Origin of the sequence: Pseudomonas fildesensis (assembly GCF_001050345.1) — a bacterium.
Lineage (GTDB): Bacteria > Pseudomonadota > Gammaproteobacteria > Pseudomonadales > Pseudomonadaceae > Aquipseudomonas > Aquipseudomonas fildesensis.
In genome coordinates, this window is the sequence record NZ_LFMW01000007.1 from 638,964 (window position 1) to 664,887 (window position 25,924).

25 protein-coding genes are annotated in these 25,924 nt (G+C 62.9%); 12 read left to right on the forward strand and 13 right to left on the reverse strand.

Annotated features, from left to right (window positions below):
• Nucleotides 1-45: 45 nt before the first annotated feature.
• From ACR52_RS13395 to nrdR, 8 genes are all read right to left on the reverse strand, one after another.
• On the reverse strand, nt 46-771 hold the full coding sequence (locus tag ACR52_RS13395; protein WP_048724755.1) for a substrate-binding periplasmic protein: 726 nt from the start codon (nt 769-771) through the stop codon (nt 46-48).
• 67 nt (nt 772-838) lie between these two features.
• Nucleotides 839-1,804 carry a thiamine-phosphate kinase gene (thiL, locus tag ACR52_RS13400; protein WP_048724757.1) on the reverse strand — a complete coding sequence of 322 codons (966 nt, stop codon included), beginning with the start codon at nt 1,802-1,804 and terminating at the stop codon, nt 839-841.
• Nucleotides 1,805-1,832: 28 nt separating this feature from the next.
• Nucleotides 1,833-2,333: a transcription antitermination factor NusB gene (nusB, locus tag ACR52_RS13405; RefSeq protein WP_048724759.1), complete on the reverse strand. Its 501-nt coding sequence runs from the start codon at nt 2,331-2,333 to the stop codon at nt 1,833-1,835.
• Nucleotides 2,330-2,806, reverse strand: a complete 477-nt coding sequence (ribH, locus tag ACR52_RS13410) for a 6,7-dimethyl-8-ribityllumazine synthase (RefSeq protein WP_048724761.1) — start codon at nt 2,804-2,806, stop codon at nt 2,330-2,332. Before ribH ends, nusB begins: the two co-directional genes overlap by 4 nt.
• Nucleotides 2,807-2,894: 88 nt before the next feature.
• Nucleotides 2,895-3,986, reverse strand: coding sequence for a bifunctional 3,4-dihydroxy-2-butanone-4-phosphate synthase/GTP cyclohydrolase II (ribBA, locus tag ACR52_RS13415; RefSeq protein ID WP_048724764.1), 1,092 nt, complete (start codon nt 3,984-3,986; stop codon nt 2,895-2,897).
• Between the two features lie 15 nt (nt 3,987-4,001).
• Nucleotides 4,002-4,664: a riboflavin synthase gene (locus ACR52_RS13420; protein WP_048724766.1), complete on the reverse strand. Its 663-nt coding sequence runs from the start codon at nt 4,662-4,664 to the stop codon at nt 4,002-4,004.
• A gap of 48 nt (nt 4,665-4,712) precedes the next feature.
• Nucleotides 4,713-5,849, reverse strand: a complete 1,137-nt coding sequence (ribD, locus tag ACR52_RS13425; protein ID WP_048724768.1) for a bifunctional diaminohydroxyphosphoribosylaminopyrimidine deaminase/5-amino-6-(5-phosphoribosylamino)uracil reductase RibD — start codon at nt 5,847-5,849, stop codon at nt 4,713-4,715.
• Nucleotides 5,846-6,316 carry a transcriptional regulator NrdR gene (gene nrdR / locus ACR52_RS13430; RefSeq protein WP_048724962.1) on the reverse strand — a complete coding sequence of 157 codons (471 nt, stop codon included), beginning with the start codon at nt 6,314-6,316 and terminating at the stop codon, nt 5,846-5,848. The genes ribD and nrdR overlap by 4 nt, the downstream gene beginning before the upstream one ends.
• Before the next feature lie 139 nt (nt 6,317-6,455).
• Between nrdR and ACR52_RS13435 the strand changes: the two genes are divergently transcribed.
• From ACR52_RS13435 to trxA, 3 genes are read left to right on the forward strand one after another with little or no spacing between them, the layout of a single operon-like run.
• Nucleotides 6,456-6,911: a YbaY family lipoprotein gene (locus ACR52_RS13435; protein WP_048724770.1), complete on the forward strand. Its 456-nt coding sequence runs from the start codon at nt 6,456-6,458 to the stop codon at nt 6,909-6,911.
• Complete coding sequence (locus ACR52_RS13440; protein ID WP_048724772.1) at nt 6,908-7,570, forward strand: class I SAM-dependent methyltransferase; 663 nt, start codon at nt 6,908-6,910, stop codon at nt 7,568-7,570. The genes ACR52_RS13435 and ACR52_RS13440 overlap by 4 nt, the downstream gene beginning before the upstream one ends.
• 31 nt (nt 7,571-7,601) lie before the next feature.
• On the forward strand, nt 7,602-8,474 hold the full coding sequence (gene trxA / locus ACR52_RS13445) for a thioredoxin (RefSeq protein ID WP_048724775.1): 873 nt from the start codon (nt 7,602-7,604) through the stop codon (nt 8,472-8,474).
• Between the two features lie 14 nt (nt 8,475-8,488).
• On the opposite strand, the gene ACR52_RS13450 is transcribed toward trxA, so the two are convergent.
• A complete protein-coding gene (locus tag ACR52_RS13450; RefSeq protein ID WP_048724777.1) occupies nt 8,489-8,839 on the reverse strand; it encodes a hypothetical protein in 351 nt (116 codons plus the stop codon).
• Nucleotides 8,840-8,970: 131 nt separating this feature from the next.
• On the opposite strand from ACR52_RS13450, the gene ACR52_RS13455 reads away from it, so the two are divergent.
• The 5 genes from ACR52_RS13455 (at nt 8,971) to ACR52_RS13475 (ending at nt 13,117) form a co-directional block, all read left to right on the forward strand.
• Entirely contained in the window at nt 8,971-9,582 is a 612-nt protein-coding gene (locus tag ACR52_RS13455) for a DUF2796 domain-containing protein (protein WP_048724779.1), read from the forward strand.
• 151 nt (nt 9,583-9,733) lie between these two features.
• On the forward strand, nt 9,734-10,444 hold the full coding sequence (locus ACR52_RS13460; protein WP_048724781.1) for an ABC transporter ATP-binding protein: 711 nt from the start codon (nt 9,734-9,736) through the stop codon (nt 10,442-10,444).
• A gap of 1 nt (nt 10,445) precedes the next feature.
• Nucleotides 10,446-11,711 carry an ABC transporter permease gene (locus ACR52_RS13465; RefSeq protein WP_048724782.1) on the forward strand — a complete coding sequence of 422 codons (1,266 nt, stop codon included), beginning with the start codon at nt 10,446-10,448 and terminating at the stop codon, nt 11,709-11,711.
• Between the two features lie 91 nt (nt 11,712-11,802).
• Complete coding sequence (locus ACR52_RS13470) at nt 11,803-12,324, forward strand: DUF3299 domain-containing protein (RefSeq protein WP_048724785.1); 522 nt, start codon at nt 11,803-11,805, stop codon at nt 12,322-12,324.
• A 94-nt stretch (nt 12,325-12,418) separates the two neighbouring features.
• Nucleotides 12,419-13,117 carry an OmpW/AlkL family protein gene (locus ACR52_RS13475; RefSeq protein WP_048724787.1) on the forward strand — a complete coding sequence of 233 codons (699 nt, stop codon included), beginning with the start codon at nt 12,419-12,421 and terminating at the stop codon, nt 13,115-13,117.
• Nucleotides 13,118-13,282: 165 nt separating this feature from the next.
• Here ACR52_RS13475 and ACR52_RS13480 read toward each other — a convergent pair whose 3' ends face one another.
• Nucleotides 13,283-14,167 (reverse strand): sugar nucleotide-binding protein, encoded by an 885-nt coding sequence (locus ACR52_RS13480; RefSeq protein ID WP_048724790.1) that lies wholly within the window; start codon nt 14,165-14,167, stop codon nt 13,283-13,285.
• A 165-nt stretch (nt 14,168-14,332) separates the two neighbouring features.
• Between ACR52_RS13480 and ACR52_RS13485 the strand changes: the two genes are divergently transcribed.
• Entirely contained in the window at nt 14,333-18,580 is a 4,248-nt protein-coding gene (locus ACR52_RS13485) for a DEAD/DEAH box helicase (RefSeq protein WP_048724793.1), read from the forward strand.
• A gap of 112 nt (nt 18,581-18,692) precedes the next feature.
• On the opposite strand, the gene ACR52_RS13490 is transcribed toward ACR52_RS13485, so the two are convergent.
• Entirely contained in the window at nt 18,693-20,798 is a 2,106-nt protein-coding gene (locus ACR52_RS13490) for a mechanosensitive ion channel family protein (RefSeq protein ID WP_048724795.1), read from the reverse strand.
• 168 nt (nt 20,799-20,966) lie between these two features.
• Between ACR52_RS13490 and ACR52_RS13495 the strand changes: the two genes are divergently transcribed.
• The 3 genes from ACR52_RS13495 to ACR52_RS13505 are packed head-to-tail and all read left to right on the forward strand — an operon-like array spanning nt 20,967 to nt 23,951.
• Entirely contained in the window at nt 20,967-21,746 is a 780-nt protein-coding gene (locus ACR52_RS13495) for an endonuclease/exonuclease/phosphatase family protein (protein WP_048724798.1), read from the forward strand.
• Entirely contained in the window at nt 21,743-23,005 is a 1,263-nt protein-coding gene (clsB, locus tag ACR52_RS13500; protein ID WP_048724800.1) for a cardiolipin synthase ClsB, read from the forward strand. Before ACR52_RS13495 ends, clsB begins: the two co-directional genes overlap by 4 nt.
• Nucleotides 22,995-23,951 carry a lysylphosphatidylglycerol synthase domain-containing protein gene (locus ACR52_RS13505; protein WP_048724802.1) on the forward strand — a complete coding sequence of 319 codons (957 nt, stop codon included), beginning with the start codon at nt 22,995-22,997 and terminating at the stop codon, nt 23,949-23,951. Before clsB ends, ACR52_RS13505 begins: the two co-directional genes overlap by 11 nt.
• Nucleotides 23,952-23,955: 4 nt before the next feature.
• Here ACR52_RS13505 and ACR52_RS13510 read toward each other — a convergent pair whose 3' ends face one another.
• Both ACR52_RS13510 and ACR52_RS13515 read right to left on the reverse strand, forming a co-directional pair.
• The gene (locus ACR52_RS13510; RefSeq protein ID WP_048724804.1) at nt 23,956-24,711 is read right to left on the reverse strand and encodes an alpha/beta hydrolase family protein; all 756 of its coding nucleotides are present in this window, start codon (nt 24,709-24,711) and stop codon (nt 23,956-23,958) included.
• On the reverse strand, nt 24,701-25,810 hold the full coding sequence (locus tag ACR52_RS13515) for a DUF3182 family protein (RefSeq protein WP_048724806.1): 1,110 nt from the start codon (nt 25,808-25,810) through the stop codon (nt 24,701-24,703). The genes ACR52_RS13510 and ACR52_RS13515 overlap by 11 nt, the downstream gene beginning before the upstream one ends.
• Between the last annotated feature and the right edge of the window lie 114 nt (nt 25,811-25,924).

Genomic DNA, 25,924 nt, shown 5'->3' on the forward strand with positions numbered 1-25,924 from the left:
TGCAGGAGCGAGGCGGGCGGCTAGCCCTTGCGCCTACACTGGGTCCTAGAACGGATACGGCTGTTTCCAGTGTTCGAAAATCGGCTTGAGTTCGCCGCTTTTCACCAAGACCTTCATGCGCTGGTCAAACAACGTCGCCATTGCCCGCCCTCGTGCACTGTTGGCAAAGGCCACGTAGAGCGGCAATTCGACAATCGGGGTGAGCTTGAACTTGGAAGGGTCCTCTGCCTGACTGAGGACGTATTTGGATTCGTTCAACGAATCGACATAGAAGTCAGCCCTGGCATGCAGGAGCATCGACAGAATGCCATCGCGGCGTTCGATCTGGTTGAAGCGGCGTGCAGTGGGCAAATACTGCTCGTATTTGTAGCCGCGCACCCACGCCAGGCTGTACTTGCCCAATGTCGCCACTGTCGGGATAGGCGAAGTGGCAAGCCCGAGTGCATAGATGTGGTCGGAATCGAAGTTCCAGTGCGGGTACAGCACGCCCTTGGCTTCATCGCGATAGGAGCCGACCCAGCCATCCACCTCGCCACGCTGGGCCAGGCCGAGTGAGCGGGTGTAGGGCTCGCTACGGATTTTCAGCGTGATCCCGGCCGGCTCGAACACCCGCCGCAACACGTCCCAGGCCAGGCCAGTGCCGTCTTTATTGGTGTAGTCGCGCCATTCTTCACTCGCGAGTATCACCTTGCCGGGGACCGCAATTTCGTCAGCCTGTACCAGGGACGTGACGGCACACAGCATTACCAAGAGCCAACGGCGCACATCCATGGTAACGACCTCCTACAACGCCTTGCGTCCGTGATAACGCTATAGAAGGGTAGCGCAGGTCGCCCGGTCAGGGCGTCTCGCGAAAATGCTGATAGCCACGAATAGCCGGGGTGATGTCCTGCCCGTTGGCGTCGAGCAGCGTCACGCCCTGCCCCGCCTCGACCCGGCCGATAACATGGATCGGCCAGCCCTTCGCCAGCAGCGGCGCCACTTCGGCGGGCGGCAGGGTAAACGCCAGCACATAGTCGTCGCCGCCGCTCAACGCCGCCACCCGCGCCTCGTCATCGCCGACAAACGCCAGCAAGGCTTTGGACAGCGGAAGCGTCTGGCGCTCGATCAACAGGCTGACAGCCGACGCCTTGGCGATATGCCCGCAATCGGCCAAAAGCCCGTCGGAAATATCCATGGCCGATGTCGCCTTACCCCGCAATGCCAGCCCCAGGGCCAACTGCGGTTGCGGCGACCAGTAATGCGCCAGCAGCGGATCAGCGATGGCGGCCTCAGCGGTGCGCTGGCCCAGCACCAACGGCAAGGCGCCAGCCGCATTGCCCAAGTCGCCACCCACACACAGCAAGTCGCCCGGCCGTGCGCCACTGCGCGTCAACGCTTGCCCGGCCGGTACACGGCCAAACACAGTCAGGGTCAGGCTCAGGGGCCCGCGTGTGGTGTCACCGCCCACCAGGCCCACGCCGCAGCGTTGCGCCATGGTGTTCAAACCCTGTGCATAGCGTTGCAGCCAATCGGCATCGACCGTCGGGGTGGTCAGGGCAAGGGTAAATGCGAGGGGATGGGCGCCCATGGCGGCCAGGTCGCTCACCGCCACGGCCAGCGAGCGCTGGCCGAGCAGGAACGGGTCACACGGGTCGGCAAAGTGCACGCCGGCCACTAACGTATCGGTAGAGATTGCCAGCTGCTCCCCGGCGGGGAGCGCCAGCAAGGCGCAGTCATCGCCGATCCCCAGGGCAATGCCCTCGCCGCCTTGCGCACAAGGCGCGGCGGCGAAGTATTTGCGGATCAGCTCAAACTCCCCCATCAATGTGCCCTGCCTCTCCAAGCGCGGATTAGCGCTTGTACGCCTTCACTTCAGCTTCACGCAGGCGCGGGGCCAGTTTGTCGAGCACGCCGTTGACGAACTTGTGGCCGTCGGTCGAACCGTAGACTTTCGCCAGTTCGATGCCTTCGTTGATCACCACGCGGTACGGCACGTCGACGCGCTTGAGCAGCTCCCAGGTGGACAGGCGCAGTACGGCCAGTTCAACCGGGTCCAGCTCTTCGATGGTCAGGTCCAGGCACGGGGTCAAGGCAGCGTCGATCTCGGTCTGGTTGGCCGGAACACCGTGCAGGATGTCATGGAAGTAGCTGGCGTCCGCAAAGCTGAAATCGTTGTCGACGCGAAACTGCGCTTCGATTTCGTTCAGCGAGGTTTTAGACATGTGGCGCTGGTAAAGCGCCTGAGTCGCGAGCTGACGGGCGCCACGACGCTTTTCGCTCTTGGATGGCTTACCGGCGTCTGATGGGCGCGGGTCCTTGGGGTTGAACTGATCGCTCTCGTCGGAAATCACTTGGCCTCCAACTGCGACAGCAGGCTAACCATTTCCAGGGCGGACAGGGCAGCTTCAGCGCCTTTGTTACCGGCCTTGGTGCCGGAGCGCTCGATGGCTTGCTCGATGGAATCAACCGTCAGCACGCCGAAAGCAACCGGCACACCGAACTCCATGGACACCTGGGACAGGCCCTTGGTGCATTCGCCGGCCACGTATTCGAAATGCGGAGTACCGCCACGAATGACCGCGCCCAGGGCGATGATCGCCGCGTATTCACCCTGCTGTGCAACTTTTTGCGCAACCAGTGGAATTTCGAAGGCGCCAGGGGCGCGGATGATAGTGATGTCGCTCTCGCTCACACCGTGGCGAACCAGGGCGTCCACGGCACCGCTTACCAGGCTTTCAACCACGAAGCTGTTGAAGCGGCCAACCACCAGGGCATAGCGGCCTTTGGGGGCGATGAAGGTACCTTCGATGGTCTTCAGGGTCATTCGACAAATCTCTTAAAGAGCCGGGACGCGAAAAGTGCGTCCCTCAGTGATGATTTAACCGCGAACAAGGGGCAAAAAGCGCCAGCCGTTATTCGGAGGGCACGTATTCTACTACTTCCAGGTCGAAACCGGATATCGCATTAAATTTCATGGGCGCGCTCATCAGGCGCATTTTGCGTACGCCGAGGTCACGCAGGATCTGCGAACCGGCGCCGACGATGCTGTAGGTGGTCGGTGTTTTGACCTGGGTGTTCTCGGCGGTTTCGCGAATATGCGCGAGCAGTACGTCGCCATCCACCGGGTTGCCGAGCAGCAATACCACACCGCTGCCAGCCTCGGAGACCGCAGCCATGGCGGCGCGCAGGCTCCAGCGGCCGGGTTGCTTGACCATCAACAGGTCGCGCAGCGGGTCCATGTTGTGCACACGCACCAGGGTCGGCTCATCGGCGCAGATGCTGCCCAGGGTCAGGGCCATGTGCACGTCGCCTTCCACGGAATCACGGTAGGTCACCAGGTTGAACTGGCCCAGTTCGCTGTCCAGCGGCTGCTCGGCAATCCGCTGAACGGTACGTTCGTGGATCATCCGGTAGTGAATCAGGTCGGCAATGGTGCCGATCTTGAGGTTGTGCTCTGCGGCAAAGGCTTCAAGTTCAGCCCGGCGGGCCATGGTGCCGTCGTCGTTCATCACTTCGCAGATCACCCCGCTCGGCTCGAAACCAGCCATGCGCGCCAGGTCGCAGGCCGCCTCGGTGTGGCCAGCGCGGGCCAGGGTGCCACCCGACTGGGCCATCAGCGGGAAGATGTGGCCTGGGCTGACGATGTCTTCGGCCTTGGCGTCTTTCGCGGCGGCGGCTTGCACGGTGCGCGCGCGGTCCGCAGCGGAGATACCGGTGGTGACGCCGGTGGTCGCTTCAATCGACACGGTGAACTTGGTGCCAAACCCGGAACCATTGCGCGGCGCCATCAACGGCAGCTTGAGCAACTCGCAGCGCTCGCGGCTCATGGGCATGCAGATCAGCCCGCGGGCGTGCTTGGCCATAAAGTTGATGTGCTCTGCCCGGCACAGCTCGGCGGCCATGATGATGTCGCCTTCGTTTTCGCGGTCTTCGTCATCCATCAGGATGACCATCTTGCCTTGGCGGATGTCTTCAACCAGTTCTTCGATGCTATTGAGCGCCACAGGGCACCCCCTTGGTCAGGATTTCAGGTAGCCATTGGCGGCTAAAAAACTTTCGGTGATGTTCCCAGCAGTTGGCTCTGCGGCCTTATCGCCCAAAAGCAGGCGCTCCAGGTAACGGGCAAGCAAGTCGACTTCCAGATTCACCCGGCGACCTGGCTGGTACGACGCCATGATGGTTTCGCTCAGGGTGTGGGGAATGATGGTCAGTTCAAATTCTGCGCCATTCACGGCGTTCACAGTCAGGCTGGTGCCATCGACGGTAATCGAGCCTTTGTGGGCGATGTACTTGGCCAGCGCTTTCGGCGCGCGGATACGGAATTCAACCGCACGTGCGTTTTCACTACGGGCAACCACTTCGCCGACGCCGTCGACGTGGCCGCTGACCAGGTGGCCACCCAGGCGGGTAGTCGGGGTCAGGGCTTTTTCCAGGTTGACCGGGCTGCCAGCCGCAAGATCGTTCATCGCGGTGCAGTCCAGGGTTTCCCGGCTGACGTCGGCGGCAAAGCCGTTGCCCGGCAGCTCGATGACGGTCAGGCACACGCCGCTGACGGCGATGCTGTCGCCCAGTTTGACGTCGCCGAGGTCGAGCTTGCCGGTTTCAACCAGCAGGCGCACGTCGCCGCCTTTGGGGGTCATTGCACGGATGCTGCCGATGGATTCGATAATGCCGGTGAACATTTCGTTCTCCTGAAAACGAAGGGCTGACGCTCAAGCGCAGGCCGGGAATTATACGCTCGCCGCGGGTAGAGGGATGGCAGTGATTCGCCAGTCGTCGCCTACAGCGCGCATTTCAGTGATCTTGAGTTGGGGGGCGTCGGCCAGTTTCTCAAGCGGCCAGTCCAGCAAAGGCCGGGCAGCGGAGCCCAGAAACTTGCCCGCGACGAAAATCACGTACTCGTCGACCAGCCCCTGCTGGGCAAACGCGCCCGCCAGGCTTGGGCCAGCCTCGACCAATACTTCATTGACGCCACGCGCAGCCAGCGCCACCAGCGCCGAGCGCAGGTCGACCTGGCCATCGACGCCCGGCACCACCAGGCACTCGGGGCCACGGGGAAACTGGTTCTCCGGGGTCACGCAGGTGATGACCAGTGCCGGGCCGGCCTTGAAGAACGGTGCATTGAGCGCCACTCGCAGGCGGCCGTCGATCAGCACGCGCAACGGTGGGCGCGACATGGCCAGGGCGGTAGTTTCCTCATCCAGGCCCAGCTCGGCAGCGCGTACGGTCAGGCGCGCGCCGTCGGCCAGCACCGTGTCGGCGCCGGTCAGCACCACGCTGGCCTCGGCACGCAGGCGCTGGACGGCGGCGCGGGCAGCAGGCCCGGTGATCCATTGGCTTTCGCCGCTGGCCATCGCGGTCCGGCCGTCCAGGCTCATCGCCAGCTTGACCCGCACAAACGGCAGGCCATGTTCCATGCGCTTGAGAAAGCCCTTATTCAAGGCCCTCGCTTCAACTTCCAGCACGCCGCTGTGCACTTCGATCCCGGCCTGGGCCAGGCGCTGCATGCCGCGCCCGGCGACTTCCGGGTTGGGGTCCTGCATCGCCGCGACTACCCGCGCCAGCCGGGCACTCACCAGCGCATCCGCGCACGGCGGGGTATGGCCGTAGTGGCTGCAGGGTTCGAGGGTGACGTACGCCGTGGCGCCTCGGGCCTTGTCACCCGCCGCGCGCAAGGCGTGCACTTCCGCATGGGGCTCGCCCGTGCGCACGTGCCAGCCTTCGCCGACAATCTGCCCGTCGCGCACAATCACGCAGCCCACACGTGGGTTGGGATGGGTGGTGTACAGGCCCTTGCGCGCCAATTCGAGGGCGCGGGCCATGTAATGGGCGTCGAGGACAGCTTGTTCAGCGCAAAGTGGGTTCATTCTTTGACCGGCTCACGGGCCAGGCGGTCGATCTCTTCGCGGAACTCATTGAGGTCCTGGAAGCGTCGATACACCGAGGCGAAACGGATATAGGCGACTTCGTCGAGCTTTTGCAACTCGCCCATCACCAGTTCTCCAACCACCAGGGATTTGACTTCTCGCTCGCCGGTCGCGCGCAGCTTGTGCTTGATATGCACCAGCGCCGCTTCCAGCCGCTCGACACTCACCGGGCGTTTTTCGAGGGCGCGCTGCATACCGGCGCGCAGTTTGTCTTCGTCGAAAGGCTGGCGGCTGCCGTCGGATTTGATCAGACGTGGCAATACCAGTTCGGCGGTTTCGAAGGTGGTGAAACGTTCACCGCAGCCAGAGGCCAGGCATTCGCGCCGGCGGCGTACTTGATCGCCCTCGGCGACCAGACGTGAGTCAATGACCTTGGTGTCGTTGGCACCGCAGAAGGGACAGTGCATGGTGGCAGGCAACAAAAAAAGGGAGGGCCATGGTAGCGCATCCCTGTGGCAAGACAAGCCATAGCCTTTACGGTATATAGGCAGGCTTATATGTTTGTTTATTTTATAGCCACGGATTTTGTCCTTTCTGGAGCCGTACATGCAGTTACGACCACTTGTTTTACTCACCGTGTTCAGTTTTCTGGTCGCCTGCAGCAGCGAAGCCCCCAAGCCGGCCGCACCTCAACCTCAGCCCGCCCAAGAGAAAAAAATCCCGGGCATTGAAGACCTCGGCCCACTGCCGGCCTATCAGCGGGAAATCAGCGGCAGCCTGACCAACGTGCCTGCCGGCGCCGAAGTCGAAATGGCGCTGCTGGTGATAGACGACCGTTCGCGCCCGCAACAACTGCTCGCCAGCAGCGTGTTGACCGGCAACGGCAAGCCCCTCGCCTTCCGTCTGCGCTACAACCCCGAAGCCTTCCCGGCCGGTGCGCGGGTTGAGCTGCGCGGTCGCGCCAGCCAGTCCGGCCAGTTGATCCTGCACCTGCCCGCCGTACGCATTACCCAAGCGATCACCCAGACCACCGGCCCCCTGCAACTCGTCAAGGCCCCATGACGCCACCGTTGGACCTGCAAGCGGCGCTGAGCGAACTGATTGGCGACGCGCAACTGGTGCCCTGCCCGTTGCCGGGCACCGAACTCTCGTTGTGGCTGCTCGACGCCGACAACATGGACCGCGCGTTCAGCCCTGAAGAAACCCGGCGCATCCTGCATGAACCGCCCTACTGGAGTTTTTGCTGGGCCAGCGGTTTGGCGCTGGCGCGGTACCTGGCGGCGAATCCTGAATGGGTAGCGGGCAAGCGCGTGCTGGACTTTGGCGCGGGTTCGGGTGTGGCTGGGATTGCTGCAGTTAAAGCGGGCGCATTGGAAGTCGTAGCCTGCGACCTGGACCCGCTGGCGCTCGCGTCCTGCCGGGCGAATGCTGAACTCAACGAGGTAGAACTGAGCTATTCGGCTGACTTTTTCGCCGAAGCCGACCGCTTCGACCTGATCGTCGTCGCCGACGTGCTCTACGACCGCGCCAACCTGCCCCTGCTGGATCACTTCCTCAGCCGTGGCCGCGAAGCGCTGGTGGCTGACTCGCGGGTGCGGGACTTCCAGCACCCCGCTTATCAACGCCTGGAAATTCTCGATGCGCTGACGCTGCCGGACCTGGCCGAGCCTTGGGAGTTTCGCAAGGTGAGCCTGTACCATTCGCGGCGCCAGCCCTTATAGTTGCCCCATTCCGCTTTATTCGAGACGCCCCATGAGTGAGCCCAAGCCGTACATCTTCGACGTCACCACCGCCAACTTCGAACAGGCGGTGATCCAGAACTCCTTCGAAAAACCTGTGCTCGTGGATTTCTGGGCCGAGTGGTGTGCGCCGTGCAAGGCGTTGATGCCAATGCTGGCGCAGATTGCCGAGAGTTATCAGGGCGAGTTGCTGCTGGCCAAGGTCGATTGCGAGGCCGAGCAGGATATCGTCGCGCGTTTTGGCATTCAAAGCCTGCCGACGGTGGTGCTGTTCAAGGATGGCCAGCCGGTGGACGGGTTTGCCGGGGCGCAGCCGGAGTCGGCGGTGCGGGCGATGCTGGAGCCGCATGTGCAGATGCCGCCACCCGCTGCCGCAGCACCGTTGGAACAGGCCCAGGCGCTGTTTGCCGAGGGCCGCATCAGTGATGCCGAAGCCGTGCTGGTGACGTTGCTGGGCGAGGACAACACCAACGCCGCCGCGCTGATCCTTTACGCGCGCTGCCTGGCCGAACGCGGTGAACTGGGCGAAGCCCAGGCCGTGCTCGACGCAGTGAAGAGCGACGAGCACAAAGCCGCCCTCGCCGGGGCCAAGGCGCAAATCACCTTCCTGCGCCAGGCCGCCGACCTGCCGGACGCCGCCGACTTGAAGAGCCGCCTGGCGCAAAACCCGCAGGATGATGAGGCGGCCTATCAGTTGGCCATTCAACAACTGGCGCGCCAGCAGTACGACGCGGCGCTGGAAGGTTTGCTCAAGCTGTTTATCCGCAACCGCAGCTACAGCGAAGGCCTGCCGCACAAGACCTTGCTGCAGGTGTTCGAGCTGCTGGGCAATGACCACCCGCTGGTCACGGTGTACCGCCGCAAGTTGTTTGCCGCGTTGTACTAGCGCCCGCCTCGCGCCTACAAAGGTTCGATCCAGGTATAGAGCGGCGTATCCCCGCCGCTGCTCACCTTCACGTTGGCGCTATGGCGCAGGCGCACCAACAGGCGCTTGCCCGCCGACGCATCGCCGGCCAGGCCTTCCAATTGATCGAGCAATTCCAGCCCGCTGAGTTGCCCGGCAGTGCGCAACAGGTCCTGGGCGTTCTGCCACAGGTCATCATTGTGTTTGACCGGAGCAGCCGGCGCGGCGGCCGCGCTTGCCACTGGCGTTGCCTGCAACTGCGCGCCGAGTCGCGCCCAATCGCCGTCGTCCAGTTCAATCGTCAAGTCGACCGGCAGGTCGCCGACGGTCCCACGAATTCGCAACATCGTCCTTACTCCTGCACTTTTCTGACAGGCATGCTCCCATGTGGCTTGCGCAACGCCAAGCGGGCGGTCAAACTCTCGGCATTATTGTTATAAGATCACATAACAAAACCTTCATGTTCTGGAGCTTTCTCATGCGCCGTCTGATGCTTGCTTTACCGTTCGCCCTACTGCCACTGGCTATCGCCCATGCCGCTGACGAACACGACCATGACCACGAACATGGCAGCCTCGGCGCCCATGAACACGGCGTCGGCCGCCTTAACGCGGTACTCGACGGCCCGGCCCTGGAGCTGGAGCTGGACAGCCCGGCAATGAACCTGGTGGGGTTCGAACACGTGGCGACCACCGCCGCAGACAAAGCCAAGGTCGCCGCCGTGCGCAAACAGCTTGAGAGCCCCCTGACCCTGTTCAACCTGCCCAAAGCCGCCGGTTGCGTGATCAGCACCCAGGAGCTCAACAGCCCACTGTTCGGCGACAAGCCTGAAGCCGACCATGACGACGATGATGATGACCACGCCACCGACGGTAAAGGCGCAGCCGCCCACGAGCATCATCACGACCACAGCGAAATCCACGCCCACTACCAGTTCACCTGCGCCACGCCGACTGCCCTGAGCAACCTCGACCTGACCCAGGTGTTCAAGACCTTCCCCGCCACCCAGAAAATTCAGGTACAACTGATCGGCCCAAGCGGCCAGCAAGGTGTTGAAGCAACGCCCACTACAGCCACCCTTAAATTCTGACTGGAACACGGCCTCTATCGGAGCCGGCTTGCCGGCGATGCAGGCGGCGCGGTCTTTCAGGACTCTGCGGCGATGCCATCGCCGGCAAGCCGACGCCTACAGGGGGCGGCGCCATTTTTGAAAATTTGCCAGCAGGCGATATTGATTTCCCATGAAGCAAGCACTGATCGAACTGTCTGACCTGGGCTTCAACTGGCCCGGTCACCCGCAGTTGCTGGACATCCCCGCGTTCCGCCTGGAGCCTGGCGAAACGCTGTTTCTGAAAGGCCCGAGCGGCAGCGGTAAAACCACATTGCTCGGCCTGCTGGGCGGCGTGCAGAAACCCAGCCGTGGCAGCATTCGCCTGCTCGGCCAGGAGTTGACCGAACTCTCGGCCGGCGCCCGTGACCGTTTTCGCGTCGACCACACCGGCTATATCTTCCAGCAGTTCAACCTGCTGCCGTTTCTGTCGGTGCGCGAGAACGTCGAGTTGCCTTGCCACTTTTCCAAGCTGCGCGCGCAACGGGCGATTCAACGCCACGGCAGTGTCGACCAGGCCGCCGCGACTTTGCTGGCGCACCTGGGCCTGAAGGATAAAGACTTACTGGAGCGCCGCGCCGACTCGCTGTCCATCGGCCAACAACAACGGGTGGCCGCCGCCCGCGCGCTGATCGGCCAACCGGAACTGGTGATCGCCGACGAACCCACGTCGGCCCTGGACTACGACGCCCGCGAAGCTTTCCTGCAACTGTTGTTCGCCGAATGCCGCGAGGCCGGTGCCAGCCTGTTGTTTGTCAGCCATGACCAAAGCCTGGCGCCGCTGTTCGACCGCAACCTGTCGCTGGCCGAACTCAATCGCGCCGCCACGCCTGCAGAGGTTTGAGATGTATTTGTTTCGTCTAGCCATGGCCAGCCTGGCTAACCGCCGGTTTACCGCGATCCTCACCGCCTTCGCCATCGCCCTGTCGGTGTGCCTGCTGCTGGCGGTAGAGCGCGTACGCGTTGAGGCGCGCAACAGTTTTGCGAGCACCATCAGCGGCACCGACCTGATCGTCGGCGCGCGCGCAGGCTCGGTCAACCTGCTGCTGTACTCGGTGTTCCGCATCGGCAATGCCACCAACAATATCCGCTGGGACAGTTACGAGCACTTCGCCGCCAGCCCGCAGGTGAAATGGGCGATCCCGATTTCCCTCGGCGACTCCCATCGCGGTTACCGCGTGATGGGCACCAACGAGTCCTACTTCGAGCACTACCAGTACGGTCGCAAGCAAAACCTCGAACTGGCCAGCGGCCGCGCCTTTGCCACCGACCCGTTCGAAGTGGTACTCGGCGCGGAAGTGGCCGAAGCGCTGCACTACAAGCTCGGTGACAAGTTGGTGCTGGCCCACGGCGTGGCGGTGGTCAGCCTGGTCAAACACGATGACAAGCCGTTCACCGTCGTCGGCATTCTCAAGCGCACCGGCACGCCGGTGGACCGTACGCTACATATCAGCCTCGGCGGCATGGAAGCGATCCATATCGACTGGCACAACGGCGTGCCCGCCCAGGGCAAAGGCCGTATCAGCGCCGACCAGGCACGCAATATGGACCTGACGCCGCAAGCCATCACCGCGTTCATGCTCGGCCTGAACAACAAGATTTCCACCTTCGCCCTGCAACGCGAGATCAATGAGTTCCGTGGCGAGCCGATGCTGGCGATCCTGCCGGGCGTGGCGCTGCAAGAGCTGTGGAGCATGATGGGCACCGCTGAAAAAGCCCTGTTCGTAATCTCGCTGTTCGTGGTGCTGACCGGTTTGATCGGCATGCTCACGGCGATTCTCACCAGCCTCAACGAACGCCGCCGCGAAATGGCGATCCTGCGTTCGGTGGGCGCGCGGCCCTGGCATATCGCGACGTTGCTGATCTTCGAAGCGTTCGCCCTGGCCTTGGCCGGCGTGGTGGCGGGCGTCGGCTTGCTCTATGTGTGCATCGCCGCGTCGCGCGGGTATTTGCAGGCGAACTATGGTTTGGACCTGCCGATGGCCTGGCCGAGCGAGTATGAATGGACCCTGCTGGCCGGTATTCTTGCGGCAGCGCTGTTGATGGGCAGCGTGCCGGCCTGGCGAGCCTATCGCCAATCGTTGGCCGATGGCCTGTCCATAAGGCTGTGAACAGCCGCTGCAAGTTTCAAGCGACGAGCCTCAAGCGAATCGGCTTCTACTTGCAGCTTGTAGCTTGCAGCTATCCACTGAGGAGTCTCTGATGCGTCGTGCGCTGTTTGCGTTGTTGCTGCTGGTCGCCGTGCCCACCTGGGCGGAGGAGCAGCCCAAGGATTTGTCCTGGCAGGAGATGATCCCGCCGGACGCACCGCCGGAAATCCCCAATATGAAACCGCTGCACGACCTGTCGAACATGGCCGATGCCTTGTCGGTCGAGGCGGCGCCTGCGGCCAGGCAAGACCTGCCCAATGCGCCGGTGGTGCAAAGCCTCAACGGCCGGCATATCCGCCTGCCGGGCTATATCGTGCCGCTGGAAGTCAGTGAAGAGGGCCGCACCACGGAGTTTTTGCTGGTGCCGTATTTCGGCGCCTGCATCCACGTACCGCCGCCGCCGTCGAACCAGATCGTGCATGTAAAAAGCGAAATCGGCGTGAAGCTCGATGAGTTATATCAACCGTATTGGATCGAGGGCGCGATGCAGGTCAAACCGTCGTCCAGTGAGTTGGCCGACGCCGGCTATCAGATGGATGCCGAGAAGATTTACATCTACGAATTGCCGGAATAGTGCTTATCACCCATTCATTGAGCTGGGTCAAAAGACCAAACGGAACGATCTCTACCATTGGACGTACAACTTTTAAACGTCCTCTGGAGCTCCCATGAACAAGTCCCTGCTCGGCGCGTCCCTCTTCGCGCTCGCCCTCGTTGCCCCCGTTGCCCACGCTCACGAAGCGGGCGACATTCTGATTCGCGCCGGTGCAATTACCGTGAACCCGAAGGCCGACAGCGGCAGTGTCAAGGTCGACCAGGGCCCATTGGCCGGCGCCAACCTGGGCGGCAAGGCGACCATGAGCAGCGACACGCAACTGGGCTTGAACTTCGCCTACATGCTGACCAACCACGTCGGTATCGAACTGCTGGCGGCCACGCCGTTCGAGCATGACGTGAAGATCAAGGGCACCGCCCTCGGCGCCGCCAACGGCAAACTCGGCTCCCTGAAACACCTGCCACCGACCCTGAGCATCGTGTACTACCCACTCGACAATAAATCGGCCTTCCAGCCGTACGTCGGTGCCGGTATCAACTACACCTGGATCTACGACGAACACGTCGGCAGCCGCGCTTCGGACGCAGGCTTCAGCAACTTCAAGGCCGAGAACTCCTGGGGTTGGGCCGCGCAGATCGGCGCTGACTACATGATCAACGAAAAGTGGATGATCAACGCCCAGGCGCGCTACATCGACATCAGCACCAAGGCCACTGTCGACAACAATGCACTGGGCCAGGGCACACGCGCCAAGGTCAATGTGGACGTCGACCCGATGGTTTACATGGTGGGTATTGGTTACAAGTTCTAACCACGACCTGACAAACGCTACAAAACCAATGTGGGAGGGGCGGTGCGACGATTCGGCTGCTCCCGATAGCGATAGCTCAGTCAATGAATCTGTTGACTGACACTGCGCTATCGGGAGCACGTCGAAACGTGGCACCGCCCCTCCCACATTGGGTTGTGTGTTGGGTCAGCTGTGGCGGTAGAACCGATCCAGCAACGCCGGCAACCCCGCCCGCCAAGCCCGTGGCTTGATGCCGAAGGTGTGGAGGATTTTTTTGCAGGCCAGCACCGCGTGCTGCGGCTCCTCCCCTGCATCCAGCCGAGCCGCGTGGGCCTGGGCGGTGGGGGCTTCGATGGCCAGCGCATGAAAGCTGCGCGCTTCGGTGAGGATCGCCTGGCCGAGCGCCAACGGAGTGGTCGCCTCGTGGCCGGCGTAGTGATAAGTGCCCCACAGCGGCGCCGCGCAATCGAGCTGCTTGAGCACCGAAATGATCACCCGCGCCGCATCGTCCACCGGCGTCGGGTTGCCGCGACGGTCATCCGCCATCAGCAACTCATCCGGCTGCTCGGCCCGGGCCAAAAAGCGCCCGAGGGTGCCGTCGACGCTGTCATCCAGCAGCCAGCCAAAGCGCAGCAACACATGTTGCGGGCAAGTGGCGCGCACGCTCTGCTCAATGCGCCACAACGCCTGTCCGCGCAGGCCCAGGGGCACCGGCTCGTCTTTTTCGCTGTAGGCGGTGGCGCGGGAGCCATCGAACACGCGGTAGCTGGACGGTTGCACCAGCGTGATGTTGTGGTGCTGACACAGTTCGGCCAGGCGTTCGATCGCGTATTCCTGGGAAGCCAGGCGGGTTTCGCTGACAGCCTCTGCCTGGAACCAGTCGAAATAGTAGGCGAGGTTGATCAACGCATCGGGACGGGTGTCGTCGAGCAATTGGGTGAGGCTCGCGGCATCCCAGCCGTCGTTGGGCGGTTTGGGTGCGAGGAAACCGATGTCTTCCTCTGCACCGAGGCGAATCAGCGCCTGCCCGAGGGCATTCCCGCCGCCCAGTAACATAAGGCGCATTCGCATAGATTGAGCAGGCCCGGTCTGTTTGGAACGATGGTTATTGTCGACAGGCCGTGAGCCATGTCGTGGGTTTATTCCAGAATCGTTGCATTTTGCGGGTTTGTAGCGCAACCGTCACGGATAAAGTGCGGGGTTGCAACTTGGGATGACCGGCCGCATAAATTGACCATGAACCTTCCTGAATCAACGGACACGGTATTGAACGGCTTTCACCCCGCCGTCAGCGCCTGGTTCCGCAGCACGTTCCCCTCGGTGACCAGCGCCCAGGCCCAGGCATGGCCGTTGATTCGTCAGCGCCGCTCGACACTGATCGCCGCGCCCACCGGCTCCGGCAAGACGCTCACCGCATTTCTCGCGGTACTCGATGACCTGGTGCACCAAGGCCTGGCCAACGGTGGGCAACTGCCGGACGAGACGCTGGTGGTGTACGTGTCGCCACTGAAGGCGTTGTCCAACGACATCCAGATCAACCTGCAAAACCCGCTCGCCGGGATCACCGAGCATTTGCAGGCGCTCGGCTTGCCGCCGCTTACGATCCGCACCGCCGTGCGCACTGGCGACACCCCGCAAAAAGACCGCGCGCAGATGCGCAAGCGCCCGCCGCATATCCTGGTGACCACCCCCGAATCGCTGTACGTGCTGCTCGGCTCGGACTCCGGCCGGCAGATGCTCACGCGCACGCGCACGGTGATCGTCGATGAAATCCACGCCATTGCCGCGGGCAAACGCGGCAGCCATCTGGCGTTGAGCCTGGAGCGCCTGCAAGGCTTGTGCGCCGAACCATTGACCCGCATCGGTCTGTCGGCCACTCAAAAGCCTATCGAGGCCGTGTCACGCTTTCTGGTGGGCACCGAGCGGCCCTGCGAGATCGTCGACATCGGCCACGCCCGCCCGCGGGACCTGGATATCGAAGTGCCGCCCGTGCCGCTCTCAGCGGTGATGGCCAACGATGTATGGGAATTGGTCTACGACCGCCTCGCCACACTGGCCCGCGAACACCGCACCACGCTGATTTTCGTCAACACCCGGCGCCTGGCCGAACGCCTGGCCCGGCATTTGAGCGAGCGCTTGGGCAAAACCGCCGTGGCCGCCCACCACGGCAGCCTGGCCAAGGAAATGCGCCTGGATGCCGAGCAACGGCTCAAGGCCGGCGAGCTGCAAGTGCTGATCGCCACCGCATCCCTGGAGCTGGGGATTGATATCGGTGATGTCGACCTGGTCTGTCAGATCGGCTCGCCCGGTTCGATCAACGGCTTTCTGCAGCGGGTCGGCCGCTCCGGGCACCAGGTCGGCGGCACGCCCAAGGGCCGACTGTTCGCCACCACACGCGATGACCTCATCGAATGCGCAGCCCTGCTCGACTGCGTGCGCCGTGGCGAGCTGGACACCTTGCAGATCCCGGTCGCACCGCTGGACGTGCTGGCCCAGCAGATCATCGCCGAAGTCAGTGCCCGCGAATGGCCGGAACAAGCCCTGCTCGACCTCATCCGCCGCGCCGCGCCCTACGCCACCCTGGATGAGCGCCACTACGAGGCACTGTTGCAGATGCTCGCCGAGGGCTACAACGGCCGCCAGGGCATCCGCAGTGCCTACCTGCACCGCGACGCCGTGACCCACACCCTGCGCGGCCGCCGTGGCGCCAAGCTGACCGCCGTGACCAGCGGCGGCACCATCCCCGACAACGCTGACTACAGCGTGTTGCTGGAACCGCAGAGCCTGAACATCGGCAGCGTCAACGAAGACTTCGCGGTGGAAAGCATCGCCGGGGATATCTTCCAGCTCGGTAATACGTCCTACAGAATCCTGCGGGTCGAAGCCGGCAAGGTGCGGGTCGAAGATGCCCATGGCCAGCCACCGACCATTCCGTTCTGGCTCGGCGAAGCGCCGGGGCGCAGCAATGAATTGTCCGCCGCCGTGGCGCGTTTGCAGGGGCAACTGGATGCGCTGCTCAGCACCAGCCCCGGCGACCTGCAACCGGCCCTCGACTGGCTCACCGGCACCCTAGGCCTGAACCGCGCCAGCGCCGAGCAAATTCTCGATTACCTGGCCCGCGCACGCCTGGCCCTCAGCGCGTTGCCGTCTCAGGACACGCTGATCATGGAGCGATTTTTCGACGCGTCCGGCGGCACTCAACTGATCATCCACACGCCGTTCGGCAGCCGCGTCAATCGCGCCTGGGGCCTGGCGCTGCGCAAGAGGTTTTGCCGCACCTTCAACTTCGAGCTGCAAGCGGCGGCCAGCGAGAATGCGATTGTGCTGTCGCTGTCCACCAGCCACAGTTTCGAGCTGGATGAGGTGTGGCGTTACCTGAATAGCCACAGCGCCGAACACATCCTGATCCAGGCCGTACTGGATGCACCGTTGTTCGGCGTTCGTTGGCGCTGGAACGCCGGCGTGGCCCTGGCGTTGCCGCGTTACACCGGTGGGCGCAAAGTGGCGCCGCAGATCCAGCGCATGAAAAGCGAAGACCTGATCGCCAGCGTCTTCCCCGACCAGATTGCCTGCCTGGAAAACCTCGCCGGCGAACGCGAAGTGCCCGAGCACCCGCTGGTGGAACAGACCCTCGACGACTGCCTGCACGAAGCCATGGACAGCGACGCCTGGCTGGCGCTGCTGCGGCGCATGGAGCGTGGCGAGGTGCGCCTGATCAGCCGCGACCTGCCGGCGCCCTCGCCCATGGCCGCAGAAATTCTCAGCGCGCGCCCCTACACCTTTCTCGACGACGCACCGTTGGAAGAACGCCGTACCCAGGCCGTGCTCAACCGGCGCTGGAGCGACCCGCAGAGCACCGACGACCTCGGCGCGCTGGATGCCGACGCCATCGCCGGCGTGCGCGAAGAAGCCTGGCCGGCGCCCCATGGCCTGGATGAAATGCACGAGGCGTTGATGAGCCTGGCGTGCATCGCCGCCCATGAAGTCACGCCGCAGTGGGCCGAGTGGCTGCAAGCCCTGGCCAAGGGCGGCCGCGCCTATGTTTTGCAGAACGGCTTGTGGGTGGCGGTGGAACGCCTGAGTTGTTTGCAGGCGATCTACCCCAACGATTTGGCGCTGCTCCCAGGTTTCGACGAGCCTTGGACCTACGACGACGCCGTGGTGGAAGTCCTGCGTGCGCGCCTCGGTGGTTTCGGCCCGCTGAGCCTGATCGAGATCGCCGCGCCGCTGGCCTTGCCGGTGGCCGCCGTCACCGAGGCATTGGCGCGGCTGGAGCAGGAAGGCTACGTGCTGCGAGGGCGTTTCAGCCCGGGCGCCGGCGACGAGCAATGGTGCGAACGCCACTTGCTGGCGCGCATTCATCGCTACACGGTCAAGCGCCTGCGCCGGGAAATCGAGCCGGTGGCGTTGCAGGATTTCATGCGCTTTCTGTTCGATTGGCAGCATGTGTCCGACAGCACGCGCGGCCAGGGCAGCGCGATGTTGGCGCAGATCGTCGGCCAGCTCGAAGGCTACGCCGCCGCCACCTCGGCCTGGGACAGTGATTTACTCAGTGCACGGCTCAAGGATTACTCCTCCACCTGGCTCGACGACCTGTGCCGCAGCGGCAAGCTGGTGTGGACGCGCCTTAGCAACAGGGCCAGCGCCATGGCCCTGCGCAGCACGCCGGTGGTGCTGTTGCCGCGCAGCCAGGTGCCGCTGTGGAGCGGACTGACCGAACCCACCGACAGCACGACGTTGTCGCCCAAGGCGCAGAAAGTCCACCTGGCCCTGCGCGAACATGGCGCGCTGTTTTTCGATGAACTGGTACACGAAGCCCATCTGCTGCGCAGCGAGCTGGAGACCGCGTTGCAGGAACTGGTGGGTGCCGGCCTGGTGAACGCCGACAGCTTCGCCGGCCTGCGCGCCCTGACCACGCCCGCCAGCAAGCGCCAGGCGCGCAGCAGTCGCAGGGGCCGTGGTGCGTTTATCGGCGGCATGGACGATGCCGGGCGCTGGGCGTTGATTCGGCGCCCAGCCGCCGCTGCCGGCGCGCATTCCGCCGAGACGCTGGAACATGTGGCGATGACGCTGCTACGCCGCTATGGCGTGGTGTTCTGGCGCTTGCTGGAGCGCGAGGCGGACTGGTTGCCGAGCTGGCGCGAATTGCTGCGCACGTTCCATCGGCTGGAGGCGCGCGGTGAGATTCGCGGGGGGCGGTTTGTCAGCGGGTTGGCGGGGGAACAGTTTGCGTTGCCGGAAGCGATTCCGTTGCTGCGTGAAGTGCGGCGACGGGCGCATGACGGGAGTTTGATCGCGGTGTGCGGGGCAGATCCATTGAACCTGGTCGGCACGTTGTTGCCGGGCAGCAAAGTGCCGGCCGTTAGCGGGAATCGGATTGTGTATCGCGATGGCTTGCCGGCGGCGGTGATGGTTGCGGGCAAGCAGCAGGTGTTGCTGGATATCGATAAGCAGGCGGTTCAGGAAAAATTGATCAGGCATTGAGCTTGAGTACTTTTGAGGGCCCCATCGGGAGCAAGCCCCCTCCCACATTTGGAATGCATTCCAAATGTGGGAGGGGGCTTGCTCCCGATGGGGCCAGTACCAGCAACATCAATCATTGGGGCCTGGGTTGCTCCGTCAATACCACCGAAGCCGGCACCTCTACATCCGGTTCATCCACCTGCGGGGCTCGCTTGGGCAACAAAACCTGCTGTGGATAAGTTTGCGCGAAGTGCACCTCATCACAGTTATCCACAAGTTTTTTCAGACGCTGGTTAAACGCGCGGCTGACCGCATATTGCCCGCCCGACACCGTACGAAATTGCGCCGTGAGCACCACGCCGTTGAGGTCCATCTTGTCGACGCCAAACACCTCCAGCGGCCCTTGCAGGTTGTACTTGAGGAACACGTCATCACGAATCGACTGCCCGGCCTCGCGGATCAACTCCACGGCCTTGTCCACGTCGGTGTCGTAGGTGAACTGCACAGAGAAGAACGCATAGGCAAATTGCCGTGACTGGTTGGTGACCGCCTTGATCTGCCCGAACGGTACCGAGTGCACAAACCCCTTGCCGTCGCGCAGGCGCAAGGTGCGGATGGTCAAGCCTTCGACGGTGCCGGCGTGGCCGGAGTCGAGCACCACCCAGTCGCCGATGGACAGTGTGTCTTCGATGATGATGAACAGGCCGGTGATCACATCCTGCACCAATTGCTGGGAGCCAAAACCAATGGCCAGGCCGACCACCCCGGCACCCGCCAACAGCGGGGCGACGTTGATGCCGAGGTTGGCCATGGTGGTGATTGCGCAGATCACCACCAGGATAATTTTCACCGCGTTGCGCAGCAGCGGCAGGATGGTTTTGACCCGCGTACTGGGCTGGCGACTGGAGCGTTTGTTCACCGGCGGTTTCAGCGCCTCCTGGATCGCGGTGTCGAGCACTACCCAGAACAGCCACGTCATCAGCAGGATCAGGCCGATACTGCTGAGTGAATCGCTGATCGCCCGGCCCACCGAGTTGCGCTGGGCAAACTCAAACAGCGAGATACCCCAGATCCGCCCAAGGACTTCGATAAAGGCGATGGCCATGACGATGCGCAAAATCGCATGCAACAGGCTGAGGAAGCGCTCCTTATAGGCGCTGCTGCGCTGGATCGCCACCTGGCTGCGGGACCTGAACAGGTGTTGCAAAACCGTGCTGAGAAACACCGTGCCGATCAGCAGGATGGTGGTGAACAGCGCACAGCGCAGCGCCTTCTGGTTGTCGTCGCCGGCGCCGATCAGGTTGATCGCCGAGACCAGCACCATCAACAGGATCGGCCAATACCACAGCCCGGAAAACACCCGCAATGATTGCTGCAACGCCGGGTGTTTAAGGCGCTGGGCCAGCGGCCGATTGCGGATCAAGTGGGCCACCGGGCGACGCAGGCGAATCACCAGTACGCCGAAGATCACTGCCGCGAACAGGCCGGTGAACACTGCGATACCGCTGGTGATATTGCCGCCTAGCTGGCGGGCGATTTGCGGGCTGGTCAGGGCGTCACTGAGGGCGGCGAGGAAGCCGATCAGGAACAGCGGCCTGGGGCAGTAATCACGAATGATCTGCACCGCCGGGCGCTTGTGGCCGAGGTTGAACATGACGATGACGCACAACAGCATTGACGTGGAAAAAATGCCGCTGCTGGTGGCGTAGGCAAAACACAGCGCCAGCGCGCGGCCCACCGAGGTGGGTAAAAAGTGGCTGACGTATAGGGTCAGCGGCAGGCAGACCACGGCCGGAATCGTATAAGGCACGACGTACCCCAGCACCGCTTGCAGGCGCCGGCGCTGCTCAATGAAGGGCCGGCGGCTCAAGCGCTGGACGACGAAGCGCCCGAGCAGCGTCAACAGCGCAAAGGCGCCGATCCATACACCGGATAACAGCAGGAAATCACCGGCGATGCTCCACGGCGAGCGTTGGGCCGTTTGGTCGACCAGGCGCCCCACTTCATCCGCCGCCCGATCCGCGCGCAGGCGCCAAGCGTCGACGAGGTTCTGATTGAGGTCCAGCTTGTCCTGTACATCATCGATGCTGGAGCTGATGGCACCGAGCAGGCCGCCTTCAACCAGCAATTCCGGCTTGGCCGGCGCTTCGGGTTCAGGCGCGGTGGACGCGGCTTGCAGTGCGCCGCTGCCGCAAAACAGCAGCGCACCGAGCAGTAATGCAGTCTTGAGATTCAGCAAAACACCGGGCTCCTTCGCAAGGGTCTGTAAGGAACTGACGGGTTTGAGCCCTGATCGTTCCCCGTGATCCCTCGGGCGTGCCGTCTGTAGGACGCCCGAAACTTTCTTCCCGCAATCGCAGTCAGCCATAAACGGGGGCCAGGCCCCCACCCTTTTTCAGGAGCAACCATGGCTGCGATTCCCGACTGGGTGCCCATCACTCCCAGCGTCGCCATCACTCGCTTCACGGTGCTGACGGTCAATATCCACAAGGGCTTCACGGCCCTGAATCGACGCTTCATCCTGCCCGAGCTGCGCGAAGCGGTGCGCAGTGTGGGCGCCGACATGGTGTTCCTGCAGGAAATTCACGGCGCCCACGAGCGGCATCCCCAGCGCTACAGCGATTGGCCAAACATGCCGCAGTATGAATTCCTCGCCGACAGCATCTGGCCGCAGTTCGCCTACGGGCGCAACGCGGTCTACCCCCATGGCGATCACGGAAATGCGCTGCTGTCGAAATTCCAAATCATCCGCTACGACAACCTCGACATCTCCCAAAGCGGCCATGAAAACCGTGGCCTGCTGCATTGCGTGCTGCGCTTGCCGGGCACCGGGCAAGAGGTGCACGCGATCTGCATCCACCTGGGCTTGCGCGAGGTGCATCGCCAGCAGCAATTGCGCTTGCTGGAGCAACGTATTAGCGAGATCCCGGCCGATGCGCCGCTGGTGGTCGCCGGTGACTTCAACGACTGGCGCCAGCGCGCCGACCTCAGCCAAAGTGGCCTGACGGAAGTCTTCGTGCACGCCCACGGCAAGCCCGCACGTACTTTCCCGGCGCGCCTGCCATTGCTGCCGCTGGACCGCATTTATGTGCGCAACTTGCAGGTGCATAACCCCAGAGTGCTGACCACCCGGCCTTGGTCCCACCTGTCAGACCACGTGCCGCTGTCGGTGGAGATCGAGCTATGAACGTCGCGGTCGAGCACATCTCCACCGACCAGCCGCCGGGCGAAGCCAAGGCCCGCGACCTGGATTACGGTTGGCAAAGCGGCAACCAGGTCGAGTTGCTGGAGAACGGCGAGGCGTACTTTCCCAAGGTGTTCGACGCCTTGCGCGCAGCGCGTCGGGAGATCCTGCTCGAAACCTTCATCCTCTTTGAAGACAAGGTCGGCCACGAGCTGCAAGGCATCCTGATTGACGCGGCGCAGCGTGGGGTCAAAATAGTGGTCAGCCTCGATGGTTTTGGTTGCGGCGAGCTGAGCCCGGGCTTTCTCGGCGAGTTGGCGGAGGCCGGCGTGACGGTGCAGATGTTTGACCCGGCGTCCAAGACCCTGGGTATTCGCACCAACTGGTTTCGCCGCCTGCATCGCAAGATCGTGGTGGTGGATGCCGCCGTGGCGTTTATCGGCGGGATCAATTTTTCTGCCGACCACCTGGGGGATTTCGGCCCCGAGGCCAAGCAGGATTACGCGGTGCAGGTGATCGGCCCGGCAGTGGCCGACCTGCATCACTTTGCCCTGGCGCAAAGCGGTCGTCAGGTGCGCACGCGCCGTGGCTGGCGGCGGCGCCAGCAACGCCCTTCGCTGTGGCCGACGGACAAGTGCGACGGCCTGGTGCGCCTGATTTATCGCGACAACGTGCAACACCGCGACGACATCGAAGAGGCCTACATCCACGCATTGAGCAAAGCCCGGCAACGGGTGGTAATTGCCAACGCCTACTTCTTCCCCGGCTATCGCCTGCTGCGCGAGATTCGGAATGCGGCGCGCCGTGGCGTACACGTCCAGTTGATCATGCAGGGCCAGCCCGACGTGCTGCTGGCCAAGCTGGCCGCACGCATGCTCTACGACTACCTGCTCAAGGACGGTGTGGTGATTCACGAGTATTGCCAACGCCCGCTGCACGGCAAAGTCGCGCTGGTGGATGACGTGTGGAGCACCGTGGGGTCGAGCAACCTGGACCCGTTGAGCCTGTCGCTGAACCTGGAAGCCAACGTGCTGATCCGCGACCGCGCGTTCAATCAGCAGCTGTACGAACGCCTCGAAGTCCTCAGTAAGAATCACTGCCAGACCATGCCGGAAAACCGCAAGCCACGTTTATGGCTATGGCGATTGACCGTGGGTTTCCTGGTGTTCCACGTCATGCGTCATTTCCCGGCGCTGACTGGCTGGCTGCCGGCGCACAAACCGCGTCTGAAACCCATCGAGAGCCCCGTCCATGACCGCTGACACCCATGGCTCTCGATTCCAGCGCTGGAAGAAGCCGCTGACCATCGCCTTCTTCCTGCTGCTGATCGTGCTGTTCACCCTGCTCGCCCGGCGTATCGACTGGAGCGAAGTGATCCAGACCCTGGGCGATTTCAAACTGCGCACCTTACTGATCGCCGGCGCGCTGACGCTGTGCAGTTTCCTCGTCTACGCCTGCTTTGACTTGATCGGCCGCACCTACGTCCGCCAGCCGTTGCGCTGGAAACAGATCCTGCCGGTGGGGATCATCAGCTATGCGTTCAACCTCAACCTGAGTGCGTGGGTTGGCGGGATTGCCATGCGCTATCGCCTGTATTCGCGGCTGGGCGTGAGCACCGGCAATATCGCCAAGATCCTTGGCCTGAGCCTGGCGACCAATTGGTTTGGCTATATGGCGCTGGCCGGTGTGGTGTTCAGCAGCGGGCTGGTGACGATGCCGCCGGGTTGGAAATTGAGCAGTGGCGCGCTTCAAGGCGTCGGCGTGTTGTTGGTGTTGGCGAGCCTGGGTTATTTGGCCGCGTGCCAGTTTTCGAAAAAACGCGCGTGGTCGATTCGTGGAATCGAGATCAACCTGCCGTCGCTGCGCATGGCGTGTTTGCAACTGGCACTTGGCGCGTTGAACTGGTCGTTGATGGCAGCGGTGATATTCACGTTGCTGCCTGCCAAACTCGACTATCCGCTGGTGCTGGGCGTGCTGCTGATCAGCGCGATTGCGGGCGTGGTGACGCATATTCCAGCCGGGCTCGGCGTGCTGGAAGCGGTGTTTATCGCACTGCTGCAACATGAAGCCTCGCGCGGCAGTTTGCTCGCCGGGTTGATAGCCTACCGGGCGATCTACTTTATTCTGCCGCTGCTGATTGCGCTGGTGATGTACCTCGGCGTCGAGGCGAAAGCCAAGGCGTTGCGGGTGAAGAAAACACCCGCGTGAGTATCTACTGGGACTGGATGATGCTTAAGCGTTCACCCACGACCATCTCGGTAATCCAGTCGACCAGGATCGACGTATAGGCCTGCTGCGACACCGGGTCACTCAGGGAGTGGTCGGCGCCATCGATGATGCGGTGGGTCAGGGAGTGAGTCTGCTGGCACGCCGCGCGGTAGCTCATGATGGTGGCGTGGGGCACGTGGTCGTCGATCTCCGATTCGACGATCAGCACATCGCCGGTGAAGGCCGCGCATGCGTGCAAGGCGCGGTTGGATTCGGCGTGCACCAGGGTGCCGCGATAATCCATCAAATCGGCCTTGTCCAGGTCGCGCTTGGGTTTGAGCCATTCCTGGTCGCGGTACAACGCCGGCACGCGCAACGCCAGCCAGCGCACCGGGCGCAATGAGGTGAGAATCGCCGCCAGGTAACCGCCATAACTGGTGCCCACCACCGCCACGGCCGAGGTGTCAATGGCCGGGTGCGAGAGCAGGCGGTCGTAGGCGGCCAGCAGGTCGCGCAGGTTGTCTTCGCGGGTGACGCGCGATAACGGAATGCCGGAGCCAGCATGGCCACGCAGGTCGAAGGTGAGGCACACGCAGCCAAGGCCGGCGATGCCTTTGGCCCGTTCCAGGTCGCGCTCCTGGCTACCGCCCCAGCCGTGCACAAACAACACACCCGGCACTTTCGATTTGGGGCTGAGGAACGTGCCGCTCATCTGTTCGTCGTCGATATCGATCGCAATGCTTTCGCTTCTAGCCGTCATAAGATTTAACCGTTACGTACTTGAGAAGAAAGTCGCTGTTTTCCGCCGGGCCTCGGTATACCTTGATGGCATCCGCCGGCAGCGTTTGGTCCACGTAGGTCTCCACCGAGGACACATGAATGGCTTTGAGGCCGGGGTTGTTGATGAAGCTTTGCAGCGCCGCGACTTCCGCGCTGCTGGCCCCGCCCATGCGCCAGGATTGTTCGAGCACGCCGCTGCGGCGCTGGCCGTTACTGTCCAGGCCCTGGGCGATGTCGTAGTTGCGCCGGGAGGCGTAAAAGCCAGGGTAGGCTTCATCGGCCGCCGTGTCGAAGACCTGGGCTTGCTCGATGGCCTCACGCACGTCGTCGGGCAGGTCGAGCATGAGAAGGTCGTCGTAGTAGCCCGGCACCACAATCAAATTGGAGCCGCCGTAGACGTCTTCACCCTGCCCGTCTTTCGTCAGGTATTGCTCGCCGCAGTAACTGAAAACGTGGTCGCCGATAAAGCTTTGGCCCACGCTGTGGGTGATGACGTCGTGCAGGTCTTGCTCCAGCACTACGCCGTCTTTGAACAGCTGCGCAGCGTCGATTCGCGCCAGCAGGGCCTCGAATTCGTCGAGGCTGTGGATAACTTCCTGGCCGCGCCCTGCACAGGCGTGTATGGGTTTAAGACGAATCGGGCCGCTGTAAAGTAGGTGCGTGGCGGCAGGCCGGGCATTTTCGAGGGCGAATACGCTCAGGCCATCGAGCACCACATTGCGCACTTTCTCGCAGAACAGCGGCGACCAGCCTTCCGGCGCTGTCGCTTCTGGGCTGAGCAGGCCATGGCTGATGGCTTTGGTGCAGATGAAGTCGTGATCGACATAGCCGCCCCACAGGTCTTCGGGGCCTTTGATATTGAGCGCGAGCGCTTGTGCGGGACCGACCAGGGTTTGGGTGGGCAGCAAGTAGAGGTCACGGTCGACATGCCGTTGTGGGTCGTAACTGCCGCCAAACTTCAAGCCCAGGATCTGCGCCAGCCAGCGCGCCAGGGCGCGGTTGGTTTCGATTTCATGCAGCGGTGCACCTTCTCTCGTGGAGTGAGCGACTACCAGCTTCTTGCGATTATTCGGGGTCATGCGTCCCCCTTGGCGATCCCGCCATGTGTGGAGGTGGAACGCTGCAGGGATCAAGCCAAGCCTCGCCTCAGGACGATGAGTTGGAAATCAATCAGTTGGCGAAAAAGCGATGGC

Bases quoted from the DNA above. Each gene is read 5' to 3' on its own strand.
- ACR52_RS13395 (WP_048724755.1), bottom strand. From the start codon at position 771: ATGGATGTGCGCCGTTGGCTCTTGGTAATGCTGTGTGCCGTCACGTCC.
- thiL (WP_048724757.1), bottom strand. From the start codon at position 1,804: ATGGGGGAGTTTGAGCTGATCCGCAAATACTTCGCCGCCGCGCCTTGT.
- ribH (WP_048724761.1), bottom strand. From the start codon at position 2,806: ATGACCCTGAAGACCATCGAAGGTACCTTCATCGCCCCCAAAGGCCGC.
- ACR52_RS13420 (WP_048724766.1), bottom strand. From the start codon at position 4,664: ATGTTCACCGGCATTATCGAATCCATCGGCAGCATCCGTGCAATGACC.
- ribD (WP_048724768.1), bottom strand. From the start codon at position 5,849: ATGAACCCACTTTGCGCTGAACAAGCTGTCCTCGACGCCCATTACATG.
- nrdR (WP_048724962.1), bottom strand. From the start codon at position 6,316: ATGCACTGTCCCTTCTGCGGTGCCAACGACACCAAGGTCATTGACTCA.
- ACR52_RS13435 (WP_048724770.1), top strand. From the start codon at position 6,456: ATGCAGTTACGACCACTTGTTTTACTCACCGTGTTCAGTTTTCTGGTC.
- ACR52_RS13440 (WP_048724772.1), top strand. From the start codon at position 6,908: ATGACGCCACCGTTGGACCTGCAAGCGGCGCTGAGCGAACTGATTGGC.
- trxA (WP_048724775.1), top strand. From the start codon at position 7,602: ATGAGTGAGCCCAAGCCGTACATCTTCGACGTCACCACCGCCAACTTC.
- ACR52_RS13450 (WP_048724777.1), bottom strand. From the start codon at position 8,839: ATGTTGCGAATTCGTGGGACCGTCGGCGACCTGCCGGTCGACTTGACG.
- ACR52_RS13455 (WP_048724779.1), top strand. From the start codon at position 8,971: ATGCGCCGTCTGATGCTTGCTTTACCGTTCGCCCTACTGCCACTGGCT.
- ACR52_RS13460 (WP_048724781.1), top strand. From the start codon at position 9,734: ATGAAGCAAGCACTGATCGAACTGTCTGACCTGGGCTTCAACTGGCCC.
- ACR52_RS13465 (WP_048724782.1), top strand. From the start codon at position 10,446: ATGTATTTGTTTCGTCTAGCCATGGCCAGCCTGGCTAACCGCCGGTTT.
- ACR52_RS13470 (WP_048724785.1), top strand. From the start codon at position 11,803: ATGCGTCGTGCGCTGTTTGCGTTGTTGCTGCTGGTCGCCGTGCCCACC.
- ACR52_RS13475 (WP_048724787.1), top strand. From the start codon at position 12,419: ATGAACAAGTCCCTGCTCGGCGCGTCCCTCTTCGCGCTCGCCCTCGTT.
- ACR52_RS13480 (WP_048724790.1), bottom strand. From the start codon at position 14,167: ATGCGAATGCGCCTTATGTTACTGGGCGGCGGGAATGCCCTCGGGCAG.
- ACR52_RS13485 (WP_048724793.1), top strand. From the start codon at position 14,333: ATGAACCTTCCTGAATCAACGGACACGGTATTGAACGGCTTTCACCCC.
- ACR52_RS13495 (WP_048724798.1), top strand. From the start codon at position 20,967: ATGGCTGCGATTCCCGACTGGGTGCCCATCACTCCCAGCGTCGCCATC.
- clsB (WP_048724800.1), top strand. From the start codon at position 21,743: ATGAACGTCGCGGTCGAGCACATCTCCACCGACCAGCCGCCGGGCGAA.
- ACR52_RS13505 (WP_048724802.1), top strand. From the start codon at position 22,995: ATGACCGCTGACACCCATGGCTCTCGATTCCAGCGCTGGAAGAAGCCG.
- ACR52_RS13510 (WP_048724804.1), bottom strand. From the start codon at position 24,711: ATGACGGCTAGAAGCGAAAGCATTGCGATCGATATCGACGACGAACAG.
- ACR52_RS13515 (WP_048724806.1), bottom strand. From the start codon at position 25,810: ATGACCCCGAATAATCGCAAGAAGCTGGTAGTCGCTCACTCCACGAGA.